This window comes from Sphingobacterium sp. WOUb80 (assembly GCF_050058145.1).
In the GTDB taxonomy this organism is placed as follows: Bacteria; Bacteroidota; Bacteroidia; order Sphingobacteriales; family Sphingobacteriaceae; genus Sphingobacterium.
This window is the reverse complement of record NZ_CP165617.1, coordinates 610,115-631,412: the sequence shown is the minus strand read 5'-3', so window position 1 is coordinate 631,412 and position 21,298 is coordinate 610,115. Positions and strand designations below refer to the sequence as shown.

The 21,298-nt window shown below is 41.5% G+C and carries 12 protein-coding genes; 3 read left to right on the top strand and 9 right to left on the bottom strand.

The features are described 5' to 3' along the window. Positions 1–543: 543 nt before the first annotated feature. On the bottom strand, positions 544–1,428 hold the full coding sequence (locus tag AB1Z56_RS02500; protein ID WP_309361873.1) for an AraC family transcriptional regulator: 885 nt from the start codon (positions 1,426–1,428) through the stop codon (positions 544–546). Between the two features lie 449 nt (positions 1,429–1,877). Between AB1Z56_RS02500 and AB1Z56_RS02495 the strand changes: the two genes are divergently transcribed. The 3 genes from AB1Z56_RS02495 (at position 1,878) to AB1Z56_RS02485 (ending at position 7,222) form a co-directional block, all read left to right on the top strand. Next, positions 1,878–3,266: an aminopeptidase P family protein gene (locus AB1Z56_RS02495; RefSeq protein ID WP_426790973.1), complete on the top strand. Its 1,389-nt coding sequence runs from the start codon at positions 1,878–1,880 to the stop codon at positions 3,264–3,266. An 85-nt stretch (positions 3,267–3,351) separates the two neighbouring features. After that, on the top strand, positions 3,352–5,526 hold the full coding sequence (locus tag AB1Z56_RS02490) for a DPP IV N-terminal domain-containing protein (RefSeq protein ID WP_426790972.1): 2,175 nt from the start codon (positions 3,352–3,354) through the stop codon (positions 5,524–5,526). Positions 5,527–5,548: 22 nt separating this feature from the next. Further along, complete coding sequence (locus AB1Z56_RS02485) at positions 5,549–7,222, top strand: M1 family metallopeptidase (RefSeq protein WP_426790971.1); 1,674 nt, start codon at positions 5,549–5,551, stop codon at positions 7,220–7,222. Between the two features lie 254 nt (positions 7,223–7,476). Here AB1Z56_RS02485 and AB1Z56_RS02480 read toward each other — a convergent pair whose 3' ends face one another. The 8 genes from AB1Z56_RS02480 to AB1Z56_RS02445 all read right to left on the bottom strand — a co-directional run bounded on the left by AB1Z56_RS02480 (position 7,477) and on the right by AB1Z56_RS02445 (position 21,297). Then, the gene (locus AB1Z56_RS02480) at positions 7,477–9,708 is read right to left on the bottom strand and encodes a prolyl oligopeptidase family serine peptidase (protein ID WP_426790970.1); all 2,232 of its coding nucleotides are present in this window, start codon (positions 9,706–9,708) and stop codon (positions 7,477–7,479) included. Then, positions 9,695–11,119, bottom strand: a complete 1,425-nt coding sequence (locus AB1Z56_RS02475) for an APC family permease (protein ID WP_426790969.1) — start codon at positions 11,117–11,119, stop codon at positions 9,695–9,697. Before AB1Z56_RS02475 ends, AB1Z56_RS02480 begins: the two co-directional genes overlap by 14 nt. A gap of 6 nt (positions 11,120–11,125) precedes the next feature. Then, a complete protein-coding gene (locus AB1Z56_RS02470; protein ID WP_426790968.1) occupies positions 11,126–12,898 on the bottom strand; it encodes a DUF885 family protein in 1,773 nt (590 codons plus the stop codon). A gap of 31 nt (positions 12,899–12,929) precedes the next feature. Continuing rightward, entirely contained in the window at positions 12,930–14,192 is a 1,263-nt protein-coding gene (locus tag AB1Z56_RS02465; protein WP_426790967.1) for an NAD(P)/FAD-dependent oxidoreductase, read from the bottom strand. Positions 14,193–14,232: 40 nt separating this feature from the next. Beyond that, complete coding sequence (locus AB1Z56_RS02460; protein WP_426790966.1) at positions 14,233–15,231, bottom strand: 4-hydroxyproline epimerase; 999 nt, start codon at positions 15,229–15,231, stop codon at positions 14,233–14,235. Between the two features lie 35 nt (positions 15,232–15,266). Further along, entirely contained in the window at positions 15,267–16,724 is a 1,458-nt protein-coding gene (locus AB1Z56_RS02455; protein WP_426790965.1) for an aldehyde dehydrogenase (NADP(+)), read from the bottom strand. Between the two features lie 169 nt (positions 16,725–16,893). Then, on the bottom strand, positions 16,894–17,793 hold the full coding sequence (locus tag AB1Z56_RS02450; protein WP_075991855.1) for a dihydrodipicolinate synthase family protein: 900 nt from the start codon (positions 17,791–17,793) through the stop codon (positions 16,894–16,896). Positions 17,794–18,201: 408 nt separating this feature from the next. Then, complete coding sequence (locus tag AB1Z56_RS02445; protein WP_426790964.1) at positions 18,202–21,297, bottom strand: efflux RND transporter permease subunit; 3,096 nt, start codon at positions 21,295–21,297, stop codon at positions 18,202–18,204. Between the last annotated feature and the right edge of the window lies 1 nt (position 21,298).

The following is a 21,298-nucleotide window of genomic DNA, read 5'->3' as shown; positions in this document are numbered from 1 at the left end:
TTATTAACCCAAAGTGTTAAATAGTTGAATTTAACCCAACCAATCTCAACAGAAAAAGCTCTTACACAAGTACATCTTCACAAAAACAGCACATCTACCCATCACCAACAGATCAATTTACAACAGAGACTACAAAAACACATTGATTCAACTTACTTTATTATAATTTTTAAGGATTTTCACCCGAACATACTTTAAAAAAGTAAAGAAAGAATTCAGAAAAGACATTTTCCAGCTTTTTTAAGGGATATTTCAAAAAACTCATGAAAAGTTACTGGTAAAGAAGTTTAGAAAGGAAACAAAGATTTGCTAAAATCTGCCTTTTGAGATCGATATCTTTGGCTTTAAGAAAAAGTGTATATAATTAAAAAGTAAAATCCAGCCAAAAATAGCCTTATAGGTCCCATTTTTAGCTGAATTTTACCGCATATATATAATATTCAAAGCTGATCCAATCGAGCCGCTAGCACGATTAATTAAGAAAGTAAACTTATCGTGTTCCGAAGTATTCCGCGATCTAAATCCCGATTTGAATTTCATACACTAAATAACAGAATAGAGTGTCTGCTTATATTGCTGCACGTATTCTTTTGGGTTACAGCCAACGATTTGTTTAAAAACCCGGTTAAAATTAGTAATGCTATTAAATCCACAATTGTAGGCAATAAAAGAAACACTGTCCAAGTGATCCTCATTTAATTGATTACAAACTTCCTTAACTCTTATTCTATTCAGGTAGGTAACAAAAGTAACACCGCAATGCTTTTTAAAATAACGACAAAATGCCTGTGGAGTAAGATTGGCATGGCCGGCAACATCCTCCAAAGTAATTTCGTCCCTATAGTGTTCTTTAATATAATTGCAGATGACATTTATGCGATTCGGTCCTGACATACTATCAAAAGCCACTTCCACCCTTTCGTTACAGAGTGCTTCAGCCCCACGGGATATATTTGCCAACGCTCTCAGTAAATAGAAAAAGTGCATCAACTTATCCATCTGATCAGAAGATTTCAATTGACAGACTCGTTCCGATATTTGCTCAAAACACCTTTCTGGAACCTTAAATCCCCTGGAGTTATTATAGATAAATTGATTCAGCGATTCAAATTCGTCCAAAGAAAATAGGGATTTCAGCTTACCATTAGGATCAAAAAAGATAGAAACAGAACGCGATTCATTAGACAGACCATCTTGGGACGCAGACTTAAAAACATGCGGTTGATTAGCACCTAAAAAGAATATATCATTTTCCTTAAAGGGATGGAGTGTATCTTCAACAATCAAAATTCCACTACCTTTTTTTATCCACATTAACTGAGCTTCCTGATGACGGTGAAAATAGGGATAGAAAGTTTCCAAAACATCTTCTTGCACAGTCAAACTTTGCCCTCGGGTTGTTGGCACGTTAAATTGGAGCGTTTTCATAAGTTTATTTAGTTTTATGTTTACTGTTTAGTAACATAAATATAACAACTCCAAAGCAACAACACTACTTTCAAATAAAACATAAAAATACTATACTAAAATATGTTTAGTATTCGACAATATTTAATAATCCTCTAATAATACCACGCACAAACCAAAGAATTGACAATAATAATCCATTTATAGTGGAAAAATGGGTTAAAATACAATTAGACTTTGATAAATTGTGATAATTATTATTCAATAGAAAGATTGAACTTTATTAAATTTCGTTGCTAGCTCTTTTTAGTGTAAAAACGGGGAGCATATCATTTGTAACAAGAACAAACACTACACATTAAGAGAGACCTTTTAAATAAATCATTTTGAAGCACATAAATTTTACGATATTCGTATTAGACAATAGGCACCTAAGTAGACAATCCAACTTCAAATAATTCCCAAAACTTATGTTCAAAAAAGAAATATATCTTAATCGCCGAAATAATCTATTATCAAAGATCACAACTGGCAAAATTCTTTTGTTAGGCAGCATTGAAAATCCGATCAATTTTGAGCACAATACCTATCCATTTCGCCAAGACAGCAGCTTCTTATATTATATCGGTATCAAAAGTCCACGTTTGGCGGCGGTATTGGATACTGAAAAAAACGAGACCATACTATTTGGTGACGAAATGACAATCGATGATATTGTTTGGATGGGTCAACAGCAGACTTTAGCTGAAAAGGCTGACCTTTCGGGTATCAGCAAAATCCTGCCTTTCAATCAACTCTTCGACTACCTTAGCAAAGGAAAACAGGAAGAGATTCACTACCTTCCTCCTTATCAGTCGCATAATAAATTATTACTTGAGCAGCTGACCGGCCGTTCTACCAATCAGCTACAGCCTTCCGTCGCATTAATTGAAGCTGTCGTGGCACAACGGAGCATCAAATCGGCCGAAGAAATTATCGAATTAGAGAAAGCTGTAGATATTGCCGTAGATATGCACCGCCTTGCTATACGAATGACAAAACCTGATCGTTATGAATATCAGATCAGCAATGCTATGCAACATTTTGCACAAGATCAGGGAACATCCTTCTCCTATCCGCCGATAGTCACAAAACGGGGTGAAATTCTGCACAATCATATGCAATTTCACCAACTTTATGAAGGTGATCTGCTGCTTAATGATTCGGGCGTAGAAACGGCCATGGGCTATGCTTCGGACTTGACCAGAACCTTTCCTGTAGGAAAACGTTTTACCCCCTTACAAGAGGAAATTTATCAGATTGTCTTACATGCGTTTAAAACGGCAGAGCAACTGCTGACCTCCGGAATACGTTTTAAAGAAATACATTTAAAAGCCTGTGAAGCACTGGTAGACGGACTCATACAAACCGGATTCATGAAAGGCAATGCCCAAGATGCGGTCATGAATCACGCACATGCGCTTTTCTTTCAATGTGGACTCGGCCATATGCTCGGCCTTGACGTGCACGATATGGAAGATCTTGGTGAACAATATGTTGGATATACCGAAGCAGAACCAAAAGATACCAAGACTTTTGGAATCAAATCGCTGCGGCTAGGCAAGAAATTGGAGGCTGGCAATGTGCTAACCGTTGAACCCGGCGTCTATATTATTCCTGAATTAACGCAGCTTTGGGAACAGCAAAATTTACACAAAGAATTTATCAACTATGATTTCTTAAATAAACACCTCGATTTTGGCGGGATTCGTATTGAAGACAATTACCTCATCGAGCAGAATGGATACCGTCGTCTAGGAAAATACCTTGAACGCGAAATTCAGGAAATCTATCAGCTCAAAGACAATCCAATTGATTAAATAATGAACAACTAACATCGTGATAAACTCGAAAAGTGACCTTAAATCCTTTCTCGGGGATCAATACACGCAAACAGATAAACAAATGAACAGCATTAAACAGTCGATCTTTATTATTCTAATACTGATTTTTCAGGTTCCAGCTTCCATTTTTGCACAGCGACTTTGGACAGATCATGGTGACCAGTATTATGAATTTTCTGACAAGGGAATAGAAATGGTCAACCCTAAAAATGGGATGCGCTCCATTTTTCTTTCACAGCAATCGCTTATCCCAAAAGGTACAACAACAGCGCTAAAGGTGGAAAATTTTTCCATTTCCCAAAACAGGGAACTGATTTTACTCTATACCAATAGCAAAAGAGTATGGCGAGAGAATACGCGAGGTGACTATTGGGTTTACAACAAGAAGAGCAATCAATTGCAGCAGCTGGGCAAGAAATTCCCGGCATCGCAACTGATGTTTGCGAAGTTTAATCCGCAAGCGGATAAAGTAGCTTACGTGAACAAAGCTGACCATAATATTTACCTAGAGGACCTCAACAATGGTAGCATCGTTGCCATTACCAACGATGGAACAGACCGTTTAATCAATGGCACATTCGACTGGGTGTATGAGGAAGAATTTGGCTGTAAAGATGGTTTCCGTTGGTCGCCGGATGGTACCTCCATTGCTTATTGGAAACTTGATGCCCGCAATATCCGTAATTTCCTGATGATCAACAATACGGATAGCCTCTACTCTTACACTATTCCCGTTGAATATCCCAAAGTCGGACAGTCACCGAGTGCCTGTTCGGTATGGACCTATGAAATCGCCACCGGAAAAAGTACGATGCTGAATATCCCGGGAGATCCCAACCAGCACTATATTCCCCGAATGGAATGGTGTCTTGATAGCAAACAGGTCATCCTAGAGCAGCTCAACAGAAAACAAAATGAGAGCAAGATCTATATCGTCGCTCTCTCCGATAATAAAGCGCAAAACATACATCAGGAGCAAAGCGACTCGTGGATTGATATCAAAGCGCGGTGGAACAACAACGATCCTTCCGGATGGGACTGGGTCCAGGGTGGCAAGGCCTTCATCTGGGTATCCGAAAAGGACGGCTGGCGCAAAATCTATCAGATTGATTTATCGGGCAACGAGAAGCTGGTTATGAAAGCGGACTATGATATGATCAATCTTGACTTTTTCGATCCGAAAAATGAAACGATTTATTTTACCGCCTCTCCAAGCAATGCAACGCAGAAGTATCTGTATAGTGTATCGACGAAAGGCGGAGTTCCAAAAAGACTGACCCCAGCCTCATACGAAGGCACCTGCGATTATGATATTTCAAAAGACGGTAAAATTGCCATCTTCAACTTCAGCAACCGGGCAACATTAAAACACAATGCCGTCATTGAATTACCGACACACAAAATACTCGTAGACTTTGATTTGAAACGTGAAAAGAAAGTCAGCGATGGCATTGCTGAGTTTTTTAAAGTTAAAACAACCGACGGTATTGCGTTAGACGGCTGGATGGTAAAACCCCTGGATTTTGATCCAGGCAAAAAATATCCTGTTGTCTTTATGGTTTATGGCGAACCAGCATCACAAACTGTATTAGACAATTTCGGTGCAGGTTATAACAGTCTATATAAAGGAAGTATGGCGCAAGACGGCTACATTTATATTTCTTTGGATAATCGCGGAACGCCTGCGCCTAAAGGGAGCTTGTGGCGAAAAAGCATCTACCGCAATATTGGAAAGCTCAATATTCGCGACCAGGCTTTAGCAACGCAAGAAATCCTGAAATGGCCGTTTGTCGACAATTCACGTGTGGCCGTTTGGGGCTGGAGCGGCGGCGGATCGAGTACGCTTAACCTATTGGGGCAATATCCGCAGATCTATAAAACCGGTATTGCCATTGCAGCGGTAGCCAATCAGTTACTATACGACAATGTATACCAAGAACGCTACATGGGTCTTCCGCAAGAAAATCTGGCAGACTTTGAAAACGGCTCGCCACTGAAATATGCAAAAAATATCAAAGGTAATTTACTCTATATTCATGGAACTGGAGACGATAATGTGCATTATCAAAATGCAGAAGTCCTGATCAATGAACTGATCAAAAATAACGTGCAGTTCCAGTTGATGTCTTACCCCAACCGAAGCCATTCGATTAGTGAGGGACAAGGTACACACGAGCATTTAAAAACATTATTTACAAACTATCTAAAATTACATTGCCCTCCGGGTGGAAGATAGACCGAATAGTTATCATTTACAGATGAAAAGAATACTATTATATGCATTGGGAACCTGCGGTCTACTGACCGCAGGCATACAGCAATCAGCGGCCCAGCTGATGAAAGAAAAAAATGAATTCACAAGAGCGGATTCACTGCGCGGATATCTGTCACCGCTGCGAACCTGCTACGACATCCAATACTATCATTTGGATGTTAAGGTGGATATAGACAATAAGTTTATTTCGGGTTCAAACCTTTTCCGTTTCAAGGCCACAACTGATTTTAATCGCCTGCAATTTGATCTTTTTGCAAATCTCAAAGTAGACAAAGTCGTATATAAGGGGAAAGAACTTTCCTTTACCAGAGAACACAATGCTGTCTTTGTCGAATTTCCTGCGGCTATCAAAAAAGGAACACAGGAAGAGTTTACGGTATATTACGAAGGTCATCCTACAGAAGCGGTCAAAGCGCCCTGGGACGGCGGCTTCGACTGGAAAAAAGATAGCAATGGAAAGCCATGGGTGGCCACGGCATGCCAGGGTATGGGTGCGAGTGTCTGGTGGCCAAACAAAGACCATCAATCCGATGAAGTGGATAGTATGCTGATTTCCATCGCTGTCCCAAAAGAGGTGATGAATGTATCCAATGGTCGCCTGGTCAAAGTAGAAAAGATGAAAGATGGTTATACCAAATACCATTGGAAAGTCGCCAATCCGATCAACAACTACAATGTCGCCATCAACATCGGCGACTACGTTCATTTTAAGGAAAAATACAAAGGTGAAAAAGGGCCATTGGATATAGACTACTATATTTTGCGCGAAAACGATACGGCAGAAAAAAAAGCCCATCTTCAAAAAAACGCCAACCAGACCTTAGAGGCATTTGAACATTGGTTTGGTCCATATCCGTTCTATGAAGATGGCTATAAACTTGTTGAAACCTACCATACCGGCATGGAACACCAGAGCGCCATCGCCTACGGTAACCATTACCAGAATGGCTATCGCGGCGGGGATGCGTCGGGAACCGGCTGGGGACATAAATGGGATTTCATTGTGGTCCACGAATCTGGCCACGAATGGTTTGGCAACAATATAACCTCCGCTGATCTGGCCGATATGTGGATTCACGAAAGCTTCACGAATTATTCCGAAGGCTTATTTATCGACTATTTCTATGGCAAGGAAGCCAGCCAAGCGTACGCTCATGGTATCCGAAGTGGAATCCAAAATGACAGCCCCATTCAGGGCCCCTACCACGTTAATAAAGAAGGATCTGGGGATATGTATCCCAAAGGGGGTGTTATGCTCAACATGATCCGTACGATGATCGACAATGATGAAAAGTGGCGGAATATTCTCCGGGGATTAAACAGCAAGTTTTATCATCAGCAAGTCGATTATAGTGATGTTGTCAACTACGTAAACCAGCAATCCGGTTTAGACTTGTTAAAAGTATTTGAGCAGTATGTACAGCATACCGCCATTCCTACACTGGAAATCAAACAAGATCCTTCCGGCAAAATATTGGGCCGCTGGATCAGTGAAGTCAAAGGCTTCCAGATGCCTATACATATTGGGGTAAAAGGTCAGAAAAGAGAACTTATCCAGTTGGATCAACGTTTCAGACCTATTAAAATAGCCGGTTTAACGAAAGATAATATTGATATCGATACGTTTAACTATTATGTCGGGGTATTGATCGAATAAAAACGGCTTCAAGGTTACAGACATAAAATAAATACAGCGCCCCAGAAAGCAATTAACTTTCCGGGGCGCTGTATTTATTGAAGCATTCTTATCACTGCATCTGTATTCACAATTGGAATAAAACCTTTATGACTTCGCATACACGAACAGCAATGAACGCAAACTGAAGGTTCTTTCTAACCAATAAGATCAGAACCTTTCAGAAAAAATAGGCGATAGGACTGTCTTACAGGATCATTGTTCTGATGAAAAGATCAATATTGATTCCAGGCCGGTGGGTCTACACCAAGTAGATGTTTGACAAAATAATCCCTTCTTTTTCGTTCACCATAATCTCCCCCGGAAGAATGTCCCATCCCAGGAACCATAATAAAATCATGATTCTTACGCGCTTTGATCAAGGCATCAACCAATTGGAAAGTGGATGAAGGATCCACATTATCATCCAATTCACCTACAATCAATAAAAGATTTCCTTCCAGTTTAGCAGCATTTTCAATATTGGAGCTAGCCGCATATTCAGGACCTACAGGCCAGCCCATCCATTGCTCGTTCCACCATATTTTATCCATTCGGTTATCGTGACAGCCACAGGAGGAAACGCCAACTTTGTAAAACTCTGGATGGAATAACAGCGCGCCGGTTGAACTTTGTCCCCCAGCAGATGTGCCATAGATCCCTACCCTGCCTATATCCATGTATTTATATTGCTTTGACGCAGCCTGCATCCAGGCAATTCGATCCGGAAAGCCCGCATCTTTCAGATTTTTCCAACAGACATCATGGAAAGCCTTCGAACGATTTGAGGTCCCCATCCCGTCGATCTGCACCACAATAAAGCCCAATTCAGCGAGTTCGTACATCCCGCTCGGGTTGCTGTAAAATGATTTTGGTACGAAAGAACTATGCGGGCCTGCATAAATGTATTCGATGACAGGGTAGCTTTTAGCGGGATCAAAATTCGTCGGCCGAATAATAATTCCCCAGATATCTGTTGCACCATCACGTCCCTTGGCTTTAAAGACTTCCGGAGCACGCCAGCCTACCGTTTCTAGTAGATTACTGTTTGTTTTCTCCAGTTCCATGATAAGACGGCCATTGTTGTCGCGCAATACTGAAATTGACGGCTGATCGACTCGGGAATATGTATCCACAAATTGGGAATAGTCTTTATTGAAAAAAGCTTGATGATTTGCATTTTCTTCGGTCAGCAGTTTTAAGCCCTTTCCATCTAAACCGATTGAATAATAATGGATCAAATAGGGATCTTCCACGGCATTCATGCCACTACCTTCAAAAATGACCGTTCGTTTGTCCGTGTCGACATGTACAACTTTCCGAACAACCCAGTTTCCTTTCGTTATCTGGTTCTTTACTTTACCAGTAATTCCATCATAGAGATACAGGTGGTTCCATCCATCACGCTCAGAGGCCCATACAATCTCCCTTCCATCGGCCAGATCCTCCCGGTATTTCTTGCCGCTATAATCAATAAAGGTCTTATTCTGCTCTTGAATCAGAAAAGTCGAGGTACCACTATTTGCATCCATTTGCAGAACGCCATAGACTTGATGCCCCCGTTTGTTATACTCGAAGGTAAATGCTCTGCTGTCATCGCGCCAGGAAAGATCCGAAAGGTAAAATTGATTTGGTATGAGCGCAGCATCAAACACCGACAGTCGGTCTTTTTCGAGATCATATAAAACGGGTAGTTTTTGCGCTAATTCATCACCAGGTTTGACATAATCGCGTGTCTGAATCTTTGGCTGTAATTGATCTTTAGGGGAAGATTCGATCAGCGTCAGTTGTCTGATCTCTATTTTTTGTGTTTTTACTGTAGCTAATTTCCGGCTATCCGGTGCCCATTGAATATCATTACTATAATAGTTTGCCGTATTGCCATCAAACGTAATTTGTCGCGCCTCATTTAAATTACCCTTCTTTGCTAGGAAGACATTGTTGTTTCGGATAAAAGCAACATGTATTTTATCTGGAGATTCAACTTCCCTATACGTATTTCCTTGTTCACGTTGACCCCAATATCGCGGATTGCGATCTTTATTTCCACTTGCAGCGCCCTGGCTCAATTGCGAGGAACGGCGGTTCCAAATCCAAAAGTAGCCCGCGATATCGAGCGAAACCTGATCCTGGTCCATCAATTTTATCTGATCATTGGAAATAACGCGATTTTCGACTTTTCGTCCCAGCTTTTCATCCACCAAGGAAAATACCTTCTTCAGATCAAACAGCTGTTCTTTTGTTTTTGCCTGGGGATTGACCAAAATGTACTCTTTTCCTTGCAACGTATTTCGATCATACCAAAAGAGATCCCCCTTATCATTCCAATAAAACTGGCCCGGTAGATTTTCAATTTTGTTGGTCAATTGTTTTTTTAGGTTTTGTGCACGTGTATAATCTGCCAAAGTTCCTTGACCAAACAGAAACTGTGCCGACAACAACAAAACCGCTGTACTAAGAAACTTCATGCTTTCTTCGTTTAGGATTGATTAAATAATAGATAGGAATGCCCAATAGTGCAATGATAATACCCGGCCAGGTATAATTTGGCTTAAAAATAACCATCAGTCCGATAAAGGCAAGTCCCATCAGGATATAAAGAACAGGAAGAAAAGGATATCCAAGTGCTTTATAGGGCCTGTTCAAATCTGGCCGCGTGATACGGAGCCTAATAATACCGGCAATCGCGAGTACATAAAATATAACGACCACACAGGTAATCATGTCCAATAAATCACCATATTTTCCGCTTAAACACCAAATTGACGCAGCGACACATTGTATCCATAGTGCCCAGGCAGGTACCGCATGCGCATTGAGCTTACCCGCCCTTTTAAAAAACAAACCATCTTTGGCCATAGAATAATACACCCTCGCTCCTGCCAGGATAATCCCATTATTGCAACCGAAGGTACTAATCATGATCATAATCGCTATAATAGTAATTCCAAAAGGACCAAACACCTCTTGAGCGACACTCATCGCGACCCGATCTTTTGGAGCATTGACCATAGCTTCCAGGGGCAATATGCCGGTGTACATCAAATTAGTCAGCAGATAAATTACGGTAACCAGTAAAGTCCCTAATGCAAGACTCAAACCGATATTCCGTTGTGGATTCTTAATTTCGCCCGCTACAGCTGAGGATGAGTGCCAAGAATCGCTGCTGAAGAGGGCACCGACCATAGCCGCGGAAAAAGCCCCCATTGCAGAAAATCCATCATAAGATGTGTAGGTTCCATCCGTATTTAAGCGGCGCATGGACCAAAGCGATATATTGTCCCAGTTCAAAGCCCAAACTTCATGTTTCAATGCTAAGAAACCGAAGACCAATAAGAGCAGCAAACTCCCAATCTTGATCAATGTGATGGATGTCTGTACGCGCTTTCCGCTATTCACACCCCTTGAATTAATATAGGTCAATACAATAATGACCGCAATTGCCAGCATCTGTGCAGCCGATATGCGGTAATCTGACCATTCAAGCAAATAAACATCTTCGTCCATAAAGGGGAAAAGATAGGCTGTGAATTTTGCAAAAGCAACGCCCACAGCGGCGATTGTCGCTGTTTGTATCACAGCAAAAAATGTCCAACCAAATACAAAACTCAATACGGGACCATAAGCCTCCCGAAGGTAAATATATTGGCCACCGGCCTTTGGAAACATTGCGCTGAGTTCACCATAACTCAATGCTGCTGTTAAAGTCATAAATCCACAGATCAGCCATACCACCATCATCCAACCCGCAGACCCCGTATTACGTGCGATATCCGCAGATACAATAAAAATCCCGGAACCGATCATACTTCCTACCACCAGCATAGTGGCATCCAATAACCCGAGAGACTTTTGAAATGTTTGTTTCGACTCACTCATAAACACCTAGTTGTTAAAATGATAGAATTTCCAATTTGTCTCATAGTCTGGTTTTAATTTCTCACCCTTGATAATCGCTCTTAGCATTTCCATGGGCAGATAATTTTCTTTGATCACACGGTCATGGAATTCCGCAAATGACATTTTCCCTTGATCGACCACCTCCTCTTTAATGCGCATCAATTGCAAGCCGCCTACGAGATAGGCCAACTGATATAAGGGATCATAAGAACCTTCAAAGGACCTCTTTACCTCACCATGGGCATTAGCCGACTCAAATCCCACCCTGTTTACCAAGTAATCTATGCATTGCTGCGGCGTCCATTCACCTAAATGAAATTTAATACTAAAAGTTATTCGCGCACAGCGGTGCATACGCCAAAATAACATTCCTATACGCTCTTCGGGTGTTTTGGCAAATCCTTTACTATACAATAATAATTCCCAATAAAGTGTCCATCCTTCTGTCCAAAAAGGGGTATTAAACGCTTCCTCGCGGTAAGGCTTGTAACGCCTATTCATAAAATATTGCAGATGATGACCAGGAATCAATTCATGTTGGACTGTGCCTCGGGAGAAATAAGGATTATTGCCACGCATACTCATCAATTTCGCCTGCTGATCCATCGTGTTTGTCGGATAGGATATGCTAATTTCCCGTCCGCCTGTAAAAAAGGGATTGACCCGCTGCCGTTCAGGTGTCATCATGATCATGCCCCAAGTCTCGTCTGCCAGCTCAGGAATATTCATGAGTTTATTTTGTTCAATAAATTGCTGTGCATCGTTGTACAATCTCATGATGAGCTCCGGCTGTTGTCCAATGGGTACGTAGGAGTTTTTAACCTTTTCCTGCGCTGCCCGCCAGTCGTCGCCAAACCCCATTTCACGGCTCGCTTTCAATAGCTCTGCCTCGCACCATTTAAACTCTTGATCCGCCAATTTTAGAAGATCCGTGGCTGTATAACTGATCATTTCAGCTTTGAGCCTTCGGTTTATCTCTTTTTCGCCAATTGGCACACCTGCAATCTGGCTACCATCATCAAAAACTTTCCGGTCACTTTTTGCGGCTAATTTCTCTTTGTAATCAGAAAGCTTGCTTTTCACCTGTTGAAATATGGAGGGTACCCACCAAGTAAATTCTGGGTCATATCCATTATAAAAATCGAAAGTGCTGGTGATCCTTAAGTCCAACGAATTTACTAGGGCAACCAGAAAGTTCACATCTGAATCAGGAATATTGGACTTTTCCTGCAAAGCTGCTATTGACCGATCGATTTCAGCGGCAACCAGCGTCAGCTCTTTCGCGACATCTTCTCCTGCCAAACGTTTGCCCCTACGGCGTTCCTTTTCAAGTGCAAAAATTCGCCGTGCGAAAGGTAAATACACGGATAAGCGGTTGTAATTCGACTCATCTTCTTTCAATGAAAGGAAATCACTTTTTAGTTTGCGCTTCAGTAAGATAAAATCTACCTGCCCCGATGTTTCGAGTTCTTCATAAGGGAACTTGTCCAGCTTGTTCAAATATTCGTTATCCAAACGCTGAAGACGTGCTAACTGTTGGGGTGAAGCCGCAGCCCGTTGATTGCCCCAGCCTTTGGGCATAGGGCCATAGAAATAGTTGATCGCCTCAACATCATGCCCATATTGCACGATATAAGGTTCTATGGGGGTGGTATGGTCGTATAATTTCATCTTTTGTGCATGTGTGGAGACCGGGAATAGAAAGAGTAACCCATAAAACAATATTTTGGGAGATTTAAAAGAAAAAGAACGATTCATAATTCAGGTGTTGGTTTATATCCTAATTTTATCAGTCGAAACGATCCGGCCTAAAACCAGCGATTTCAGCCTCTATTTTCTGTCCTGCCAATAAATCTGCTACAACTTTCCCATAGGCAGGGCCCAAGCTCAAGCCCATCATACCACCCCCACCGGCAACTAGGACATTATCAAATTTTTTCAATCTTCCCAGATAGGGCAATCCATCAGGCGAGCAGGGTCTGTAACCATACCATATTTTTTCGCTTGGATAATCAACTTTCAATTCCGGATAATATTTTGGAATGGATTCTACAATTCCGCGGACACGATTTTCATAAATTTTGTCATTTGCTGGTCCCAATTCCATCGTTCCACTGAATCTGATCTGGTCATTCATGGGTGTTACAGCAACACGAGCCTCGAGTAACAATGCTGCATGATTCAATGTATTCTCTTTCTCGGGCTGATACATAAAAGAATACCCTTTTCCTGGCATAAGCGGTGTATTTACGTGCAACTTTGATGTGAGCTGCGGCAAATAAGCGCCACCAGTCAAAACAAAAGCATCCGCCTGAAAACTTCCTTTGTTGCTGATCGCCTCTTTCACCTTATTTCCGGCTGTTATAAATTTACTGACCTCAGTTTCTTCGAAAAAAGCGACCCCTGCGGCTTTCAAATATTGAATCAATTGCCGCATTAACTTTGGTGGGTATAATTTTCCGTCACAACGATAAAGTATAGCACCTAAAACATCCAGTTTCAGATTGGGCTCCAGTTCTTGGACGGCATTCCCCTCCAGAATATCGACATCAAGTCCAAGATCCTGGGCACGATGCGCCAGCTCAATCTCCTCATGTTGCATTTCCTTCGATTTATACATCATCAGGATACCGTTCTGCTTCAGTTCAAAATCAAACCCCTCCTCCTGCGCCAATTCATCATATAATCTGCTGCTGTAGAGATTCAAATCACGTATTGCAGTCGCATGCTGTTCTACGTGTGAGCGATTAGCATGTTTTAAAAACTTCAATCCCCAATTAATCATTCGTGGATTTAGCGAAGGCCGTACATAAAAAGGGCTTTTACTATTGAACATCCACTTTATCCCCTGCGCTACAATACCGGGGGCAGCCAAGGGCGTAAAATGACTGGGAACAATCATGCCGGCATTGCCATAAGAACAGTTATTGTCCAAGGTATTTTTTTCGAGGATTTTCACATCCCATCCGTCTCTCACCAGGTAATAGGCCGAAGCAAGTCCTGCAATTCCTGCTCCAACGACGACAACTGTACCTCTATTATTTTCTTTCACGTTGCTCTTCTCTTATTAATTTTTTAAATCACCTGAACTATTAAATCACCTGAAAACCGCCAAAATAAGGATCCTCATCATCTAAAAAAATGGTATTATAGCCTGTTATCCTTGCCCAGCCTTCGATGGACGGCACAATAGCAGGCTTACCATCTACGGTTGTTTCCGCCTCGATTTTGCCGGTAAATTGTGAACCGATATAACTTTCATGTATAAACTCCATTCCTTTCTTCAATTTCCCTTTTGCATACCATTGCGCCATACGCGCCGAGGTACCTGTACCACAAGGAGAACGATCCAAGGCATTATCGCCAACCAGTACGGCATTGCGTCCGGACGAATTAGGGAGTTTAGGATCCCCTGTCCATTGGATGTGCGTCAACCCATGAATATTGACATCTTCGGGATGAACAAAAGAATATTTTTCGTTCAGCAGCTGACGGATTATTTTTCCATAATGAATGAGCTGGCTGGCTGAATAGGAATTGATATCTTGAAAATTAGTCTGCGGATCAATAATACCGTAAAAGTTTCCACCGTAGGCAACATCGACACTGATGTTGCCTAGATCCGGGCAATCGACCGTTAAACCTTCGGCGTATAAAAAGGATTTTACATTGGTTAGCTTGACACTTTTCACCTTGGCCCCCTCCTGAACATAGTCGATATGTACAAGTCCAGCCGGAGTTTCCAGCCTTAATTTTCCGGGAACTTTAGGTTGAACGAGCCCTTCCTCAATGGCAATCGTCACCGTACCGATCGTTCCATGTCCACACATCGGCAGACAGCCACTGGTTTCAATGTAAAGGACACCAATATCATTTTGCGGATCAAAGGGCGGATAAAGCATACTACCGCTCATCATGTCATGCCCTCTTGGTTCAAACATCAATCCCATACGGATCCAATCGTACTCACGTATAAAATGCAACCTGCGCTCCATCATGGAATTCCCCTGTAATAATGGGGCTCCTCCTGCCACCAATCGCACGGGACAACCACAGGTATGCGAATCAATGCAAAAAAAAGTCTTCTTCATTTCTGATCACTTGTTTATATGGTCATTTGTTTCTATTATGCTTTCGTCCATTGCTGATTGACCAAGCGGTCAATTTGTAATGGGTTTCCGTCTTGCAATTCTTTAGGCAAAAATTCATTTGGCCAATTTTGAAAACTAATGGGGCGAATAAAGCGCTTTACCGCATCGGGCCCTACAGAAGTGAAACGCGCATCTGTGGTTGCCGGATAAGGTCCGCCATGCTGCATAGCATACTGTACTTCAACCCCAGTTGGCATACCCTGAAACAAAAGCCTTCCGCATTTGTCCTGTGCAATTGAAAAGAGTGCCTGGCATTCGTGGATGTCCTGCGCCGATGCCGCAAAAGTGATGGTTATCTGTCCTTCGAGCTGCTCCATTACAGTTTTCATTTCGTTAAGGTCGGCACAAGATATAATTAACCCAAAAGGTCCAAAAACCTCCTCCAATAACTTAGGATTAGCTAAAACTCGGCTTGCGTCAGTTTCAGCTAGCAGGGCCTGCGCAAAATCTTGTGCTGTATTATCCTGCCCTTCTTCCAATACGCCGATCCCTTCTGATTGAACCATTTCGTCTTTTAGGCGATTGTAGCTATCCAGAATACCCGCATGTAACATTTTCCCTGTAGCAGTAGATTTTAGTTCGCTCTTTAAGGCTAGTTTGAGCCGATCGAACTCATCGCCCGCCAAGCCTACCAGTACGCCCGGATTGGTACAAAACTGCCCTACACCGAGGAGTAATGATCCAATATACTGTTTTGCAAATACTTCCAGATGATTAGCGAGATAGTCTGGCAAAAGAAAAACCGGATTTACGCTTCCCATTTCAGCAAATACTGGAATAGGGTCAGGCCTTGATTGTCCTAGATCAAACAAAGCTTTTCCGCCACGAAATGAACCTGTGAATGCGACCGCTTTTACGAAGGTATGGCTGACCAACTGTTGTCCAACGGCAAATGAATCCGACACCACATGATTAAAAACCGCAGTTGGGGCACCCTGTTTTGAAACCGCACGATCAATAGCGTCAGCCATTAATTGAGAGGTTTTAAGATGCGCAGGATGAGCCTTTACGATGACTGAGCAGCCGGCACCAATGGCACTTGCTGTATCTCCGCCAGCAGTTGAAAAGGCGAAAGGAAAATTACTTGCGCCAAAAACGACCACTGGACCAAGTCCTTTGTTATATTTCCTTAAATCAAATTGCCCATTTGGATCCCGATCTATCCGAGCTTCACTGTATAAACCAGTACGAACGGCATCGGCATATCGACGCCATTGATTGACTGTTCTCGCTTTTTCACCCTGCAATCTTCCCAAAGGTAGTGCAGTTTCCAGATGAGCAGTTTCAATCAATATTTCGCCCAGTTCCTCAATTTCAGCGGCAATGGCATACATCAATTCCGCTCTTTCGATGACATCCGTCTGCTGAAGAAACTGAAATCCAGCCTCCGCCTGTTTTACGATGTAATCAATCTCATTTTCGTTTCTATCCATTCCTTTTGTTTTTATTGTAAGTAGTATCTTCAAAAATCAATAAAAACCTTCCCTATATTTTCATTCCTTGCGGTTATTCAATATAATAAGAAGGTTCTTCTCGCCTATTTTTACTTGGTCCTAAAAAGAAAACTTCCTGAACCCTCATCTAGAAAGTCCAGAAGCATTTCTATAACTGTGGTCTAGTCGCGATTGAATCTGCAATAATTTTTTTCACACGTTGTTCCTCCTCACCGATCAATGGTAATCTTGGAGCACGTGTGTAAGGTGTTGAAATTCCTTCAGCTGTCGCCGCCAATTTAATATATTGGACCAATTTAGGATGAATATCCAATTCCAATAAAGGCATAAACCAACGGTATATTTCTACAGCTTTGCTGTACTCGCCAGCCTTTACAAGATCGTACATGGCCACAGTTTCTCTTGGAAATGCGTCGACTAGCCCAGCAACTAAACCATCAGCCCCTAACATCAAAGACTCAAGCCCTAAGGTATCTACTCCAGCCATAATCTTTAATCGATCACCAAAACGATTTTTCAAACGCGTGATATTTGTTAAATCTCGTGTAGACTCTTTCACTGCCTGAATATTTGGTTCCAATAAGAGTTCCTCGAACATATCAAGCGATACATAAGTACTATAGTCAACAGGGTTGTTATAGATTAAGATTGGCAATTTGGTACTTTGTGCAACTGCACGAAAATAAGCGACCGCTTCTCTATCATCAGCTCTATAGCGCATCGGTGGCAATAACATCAAACCATCTGCACCTAATTCTTCACTGGTCTGAGCGACTTTGATCGCTGCAGCAGTTGTATTTTCTGCAATATTCAACAACACAGGTACACGCCCAGCGACAACCTTCAACGCATATGTCAATAAATCATACTTTTCTTCCGTACTCAAAACACTTGCTTCACCCAATGATCCAGCGATAATCAAACCGTGAACACCTCCATCCAATTGTGCTTCAATGTTTTTACCAAACATATCAAAATCCAAATTTCCATTTTCATCAAATGGTGATAACATTGCAGGATAAATTCCTTCCCATTTAAATTGTGCCATAGCGTATTATTTTAATATTTCTTTATCACAAATCTATCTGGAATAGCGAGGTCAATCTTCTTATGAATTAATCAACACTGACCTAATATTGACCTTTTCTAATAAATACCACTCATAAGAAACCAGAAAAATGGCTTTCTAATTTTAAAGACAGATTTATAACTTCTTTCAGCAAAACTTCAGATGAGTGTTTTTTAAAGTCGAAATTGAATTTTAGTAACTTAAATGTAAGTTCAACATTTATAACAAGATTTACAAAAAATAGCATGTAAAAGATATATATACATGTTTATCGGCGTAAAATTTTGACAGCTATTATGGAATGTATAGCTGCACATTAAAAATAACAAAGGTTGCACTGTCAGACAGGCAACCTTTGTATCGTATATAATAATTAAAAATGGGTAACTAATAGCGGCTCTTATTTTTATAAGAGAAGTAAAAAACAATAGGCAGTACTGAAAACGAGAGAATCATACAAATAATCAATCCACCAACAATCATAATCGCCAGGGGTTTTTGGATTTCAGACCCCATTCCGTTTGAAAGTGCAGCTGGCAATAAGCCCATCGCCCCCATTAATGCAATCATTAAGATGGGTCTTATGCGACTTTTGACAGCTTCATAAATAGCGGGTTTCAAGCTCATTTTATTCAACAGATTTTCTTTCATAATACCGATTAAAACAATACCATCAATCGTGGCTACGCCAAAGAGAATAATAAATCCGATACCCGCCGAAATTCCAAATGTCGTTCCGGTAATCCACAGGGAAATAAATCCACCAATAAATGCAAAGGCGAGGGTCAGTGAAGAAATCAGCGTATCTTTGACATTGCCAAAATTGGCATACAGCAAGAGTAAGATCAAAATCAACGAAATTGGCACAACATTCATCAGTTGTTTTGTTGCCCGTTCCTTACTTTCAAATTCACCAGCCCAGACAACCTTATAGGATTTAGATAAGTTAATATCTTTCGCTATCTGTTTTTTTGCGTCGGCAATTGTACTTCCCAAATCTCGGCCTTCAATATTGAAGCCAACACCAATATAACGGGAATTTCCTTCTCTGTAAATAAATGCCGGCCCCGTATGATAATCTATAGTTGCGATCTCCCGTAGGGGCACTTTCTGATCAGTCATCGTCGGAATGATGATATTTCCGATCTTCTCGGGGTTGTCGCGATATGATTTTTGGAAGCGCAGACGAACATCAAAGATCCGTTCATTTTCATAGAAATGTGTCACAGATTGCCCGCCAATAGTCATTTCGATCACCGACTGCACATCCTTGGTCGAAACGCCATATTTAGCCATCTTTGAATCATGCAGTTGAATACGGAGTTCTGGCAGACCGATATTTTTGAAAACATTGATATCCGTTATCCCATTTACCTTTTTAAGTGATTCGGCAAACTTATTGGCCTTATTCTCTAAATCCTGTAAATTGTCCCCAAAAATTTTGATGACCAACGGACTTTTCACTCCGGCTACATACTCCTCTACATTATCCTGGATCGGCTGGCTAAAACCAAAATTTATTCCGGGAAAAGTCTGTAGGCTATCCCGCATCTGACCGATCAATTGCTCTTTTGACAGTTTTCTTTTCCACTCGTCTTCGGGTTTCAGTTCAATATTGAATTCAATATTGAAAAAACCTGTTGGATCTGTACCATCATTTGGACGGCCCGTTTGCGTCATGATAAAATCAATCTCGTCAAACTGCTTCATTAATTTTGCTTTCATGGTTTTGGTCAACTTCACGGATTCTTCGAGATTGACACTATTGGGTAAGGTTGCGCGGACATAAATTGCACCCTCGTTCAATTTTGGAAGAAACTCGGAGCCATAATGGCTAAACCGGAACATACAGACGAGCAAGGCTAGGATAAAAATAGACAATGTCCATTTTGGATGATCGAAAGCTTTCTTAAAACCTTTAAAAATGGCATTACGACTAACTTTAGTAATCTTATTTTCATCTTCTTTGATATTCTTTTTCAATAAGTATTTACACATTGCGGGCACATAGGTCAAACTTAGGATCAAGGATCCCAATAAAGCATAACCGAGGGTAAAGGCTAATGGTGAGAACATTTTTCCTTCCACCTTTTGAAAAGAGAAAATAGGAGTCAGTGCGACAATTAAAATCAATAGTGCAAAAAAGATATACCCCGCTACAGAGCCAGCACTTTTCTTAATGATCCCTAGTTTGGAGATTTTATTAAAGCGTTCCGTCCCGAGCCGATGAGCCTCTTTTTCCAAAGAGACAAAAACAGTCTCCACGATGACCAACGTTCCTTCGAGCAATAATCCAAAGTCCAATGCCCCCATGGAAATCAAATTTGCAGGGAGCCCCTGTATTTTCAAACAAATAATCGCAAATAGGAAGGCCAATGGAATAACCGATGCAACGATAAAGGTTGTCTTCCAGTTGTTCAAAAAGATAAAGACAATAATCGAAACCAGAAGAACCCCTTCTATCAGGTTTTTGGAAACCGTATGCACGGTATTATTTACCAGTTTTGTGCGATCTATAACGGGTTCAATCTTGACATTTTCGGGTAAAATACGTTGGTTTAGCTCTTCAATTTTTGCCTTTAACCTTGTGACAACAGCAGAGGGATTTTCTCCCCTCAGCATAATGACAATTCCCTGGACAAGGTCATCTTCCTTGTTGAGTCCCACCTGCCCGAGTCGCGGTTTTGCGCCCAATTCTATTTCTGCAACATGCTTGACTAAAATCGGTGTATTGCCGACCACCTTGATCAAAATATTACCGATATCATCGATCTTATCCAATAGGCCTACCCCACGCACAACATAGGCTTGATTTCCTTTTTGGATCACATCGCCACCGACATTGATATTCGAACGCGATACGGCTTCATAAACATCCAGTGGCGACAGGTTATAATTGGCCAACTCTGTTGGATTGATCTTTATCTCATAGATCTTTTCTTCACCTCCAAAGCTGACGACATCCGCCACGCCGGGCACCCCCACAAGTTCCCTTTCGATCACCCAATCTTGAATAGCGGAGACTTCTTTAATCGGAAGATTGCTCTTCAGCACATAGCGAAAAATTTCTCCGGTAGCACCCGAAGGTGGTTCTATGGAGCTTTCAGCACCTTCCGGCAGCTCAATTGAGCGCATTTTATTACCCGCATACTGCTGGGCATAAAAGTCCTCTACTCCATCCTCAAATTGAATCGTCACAACAGATAAGCCAAACAAGGAGATCGAACGAACGTCCGTTTTCTTTGGAATGGTGTTCATTTCTTTGGTTACCGGTAATGTAACGAACTTCTCGATTTCTTCGGCGCTACGTCCCGGCCATTGTGTGATAATCCGGACCCGTGTATTGGTCACATCGGGGAAAGCTTCAATAGGTGTATGCAGGTAAGCGTATATCCCGCCGAATAATAAAGCCAACGTAAAAAACAGGACGACCAAGGAGTGTTTCAATGAAAATGAAACAATATTTTGTACAACTTTCTTCATC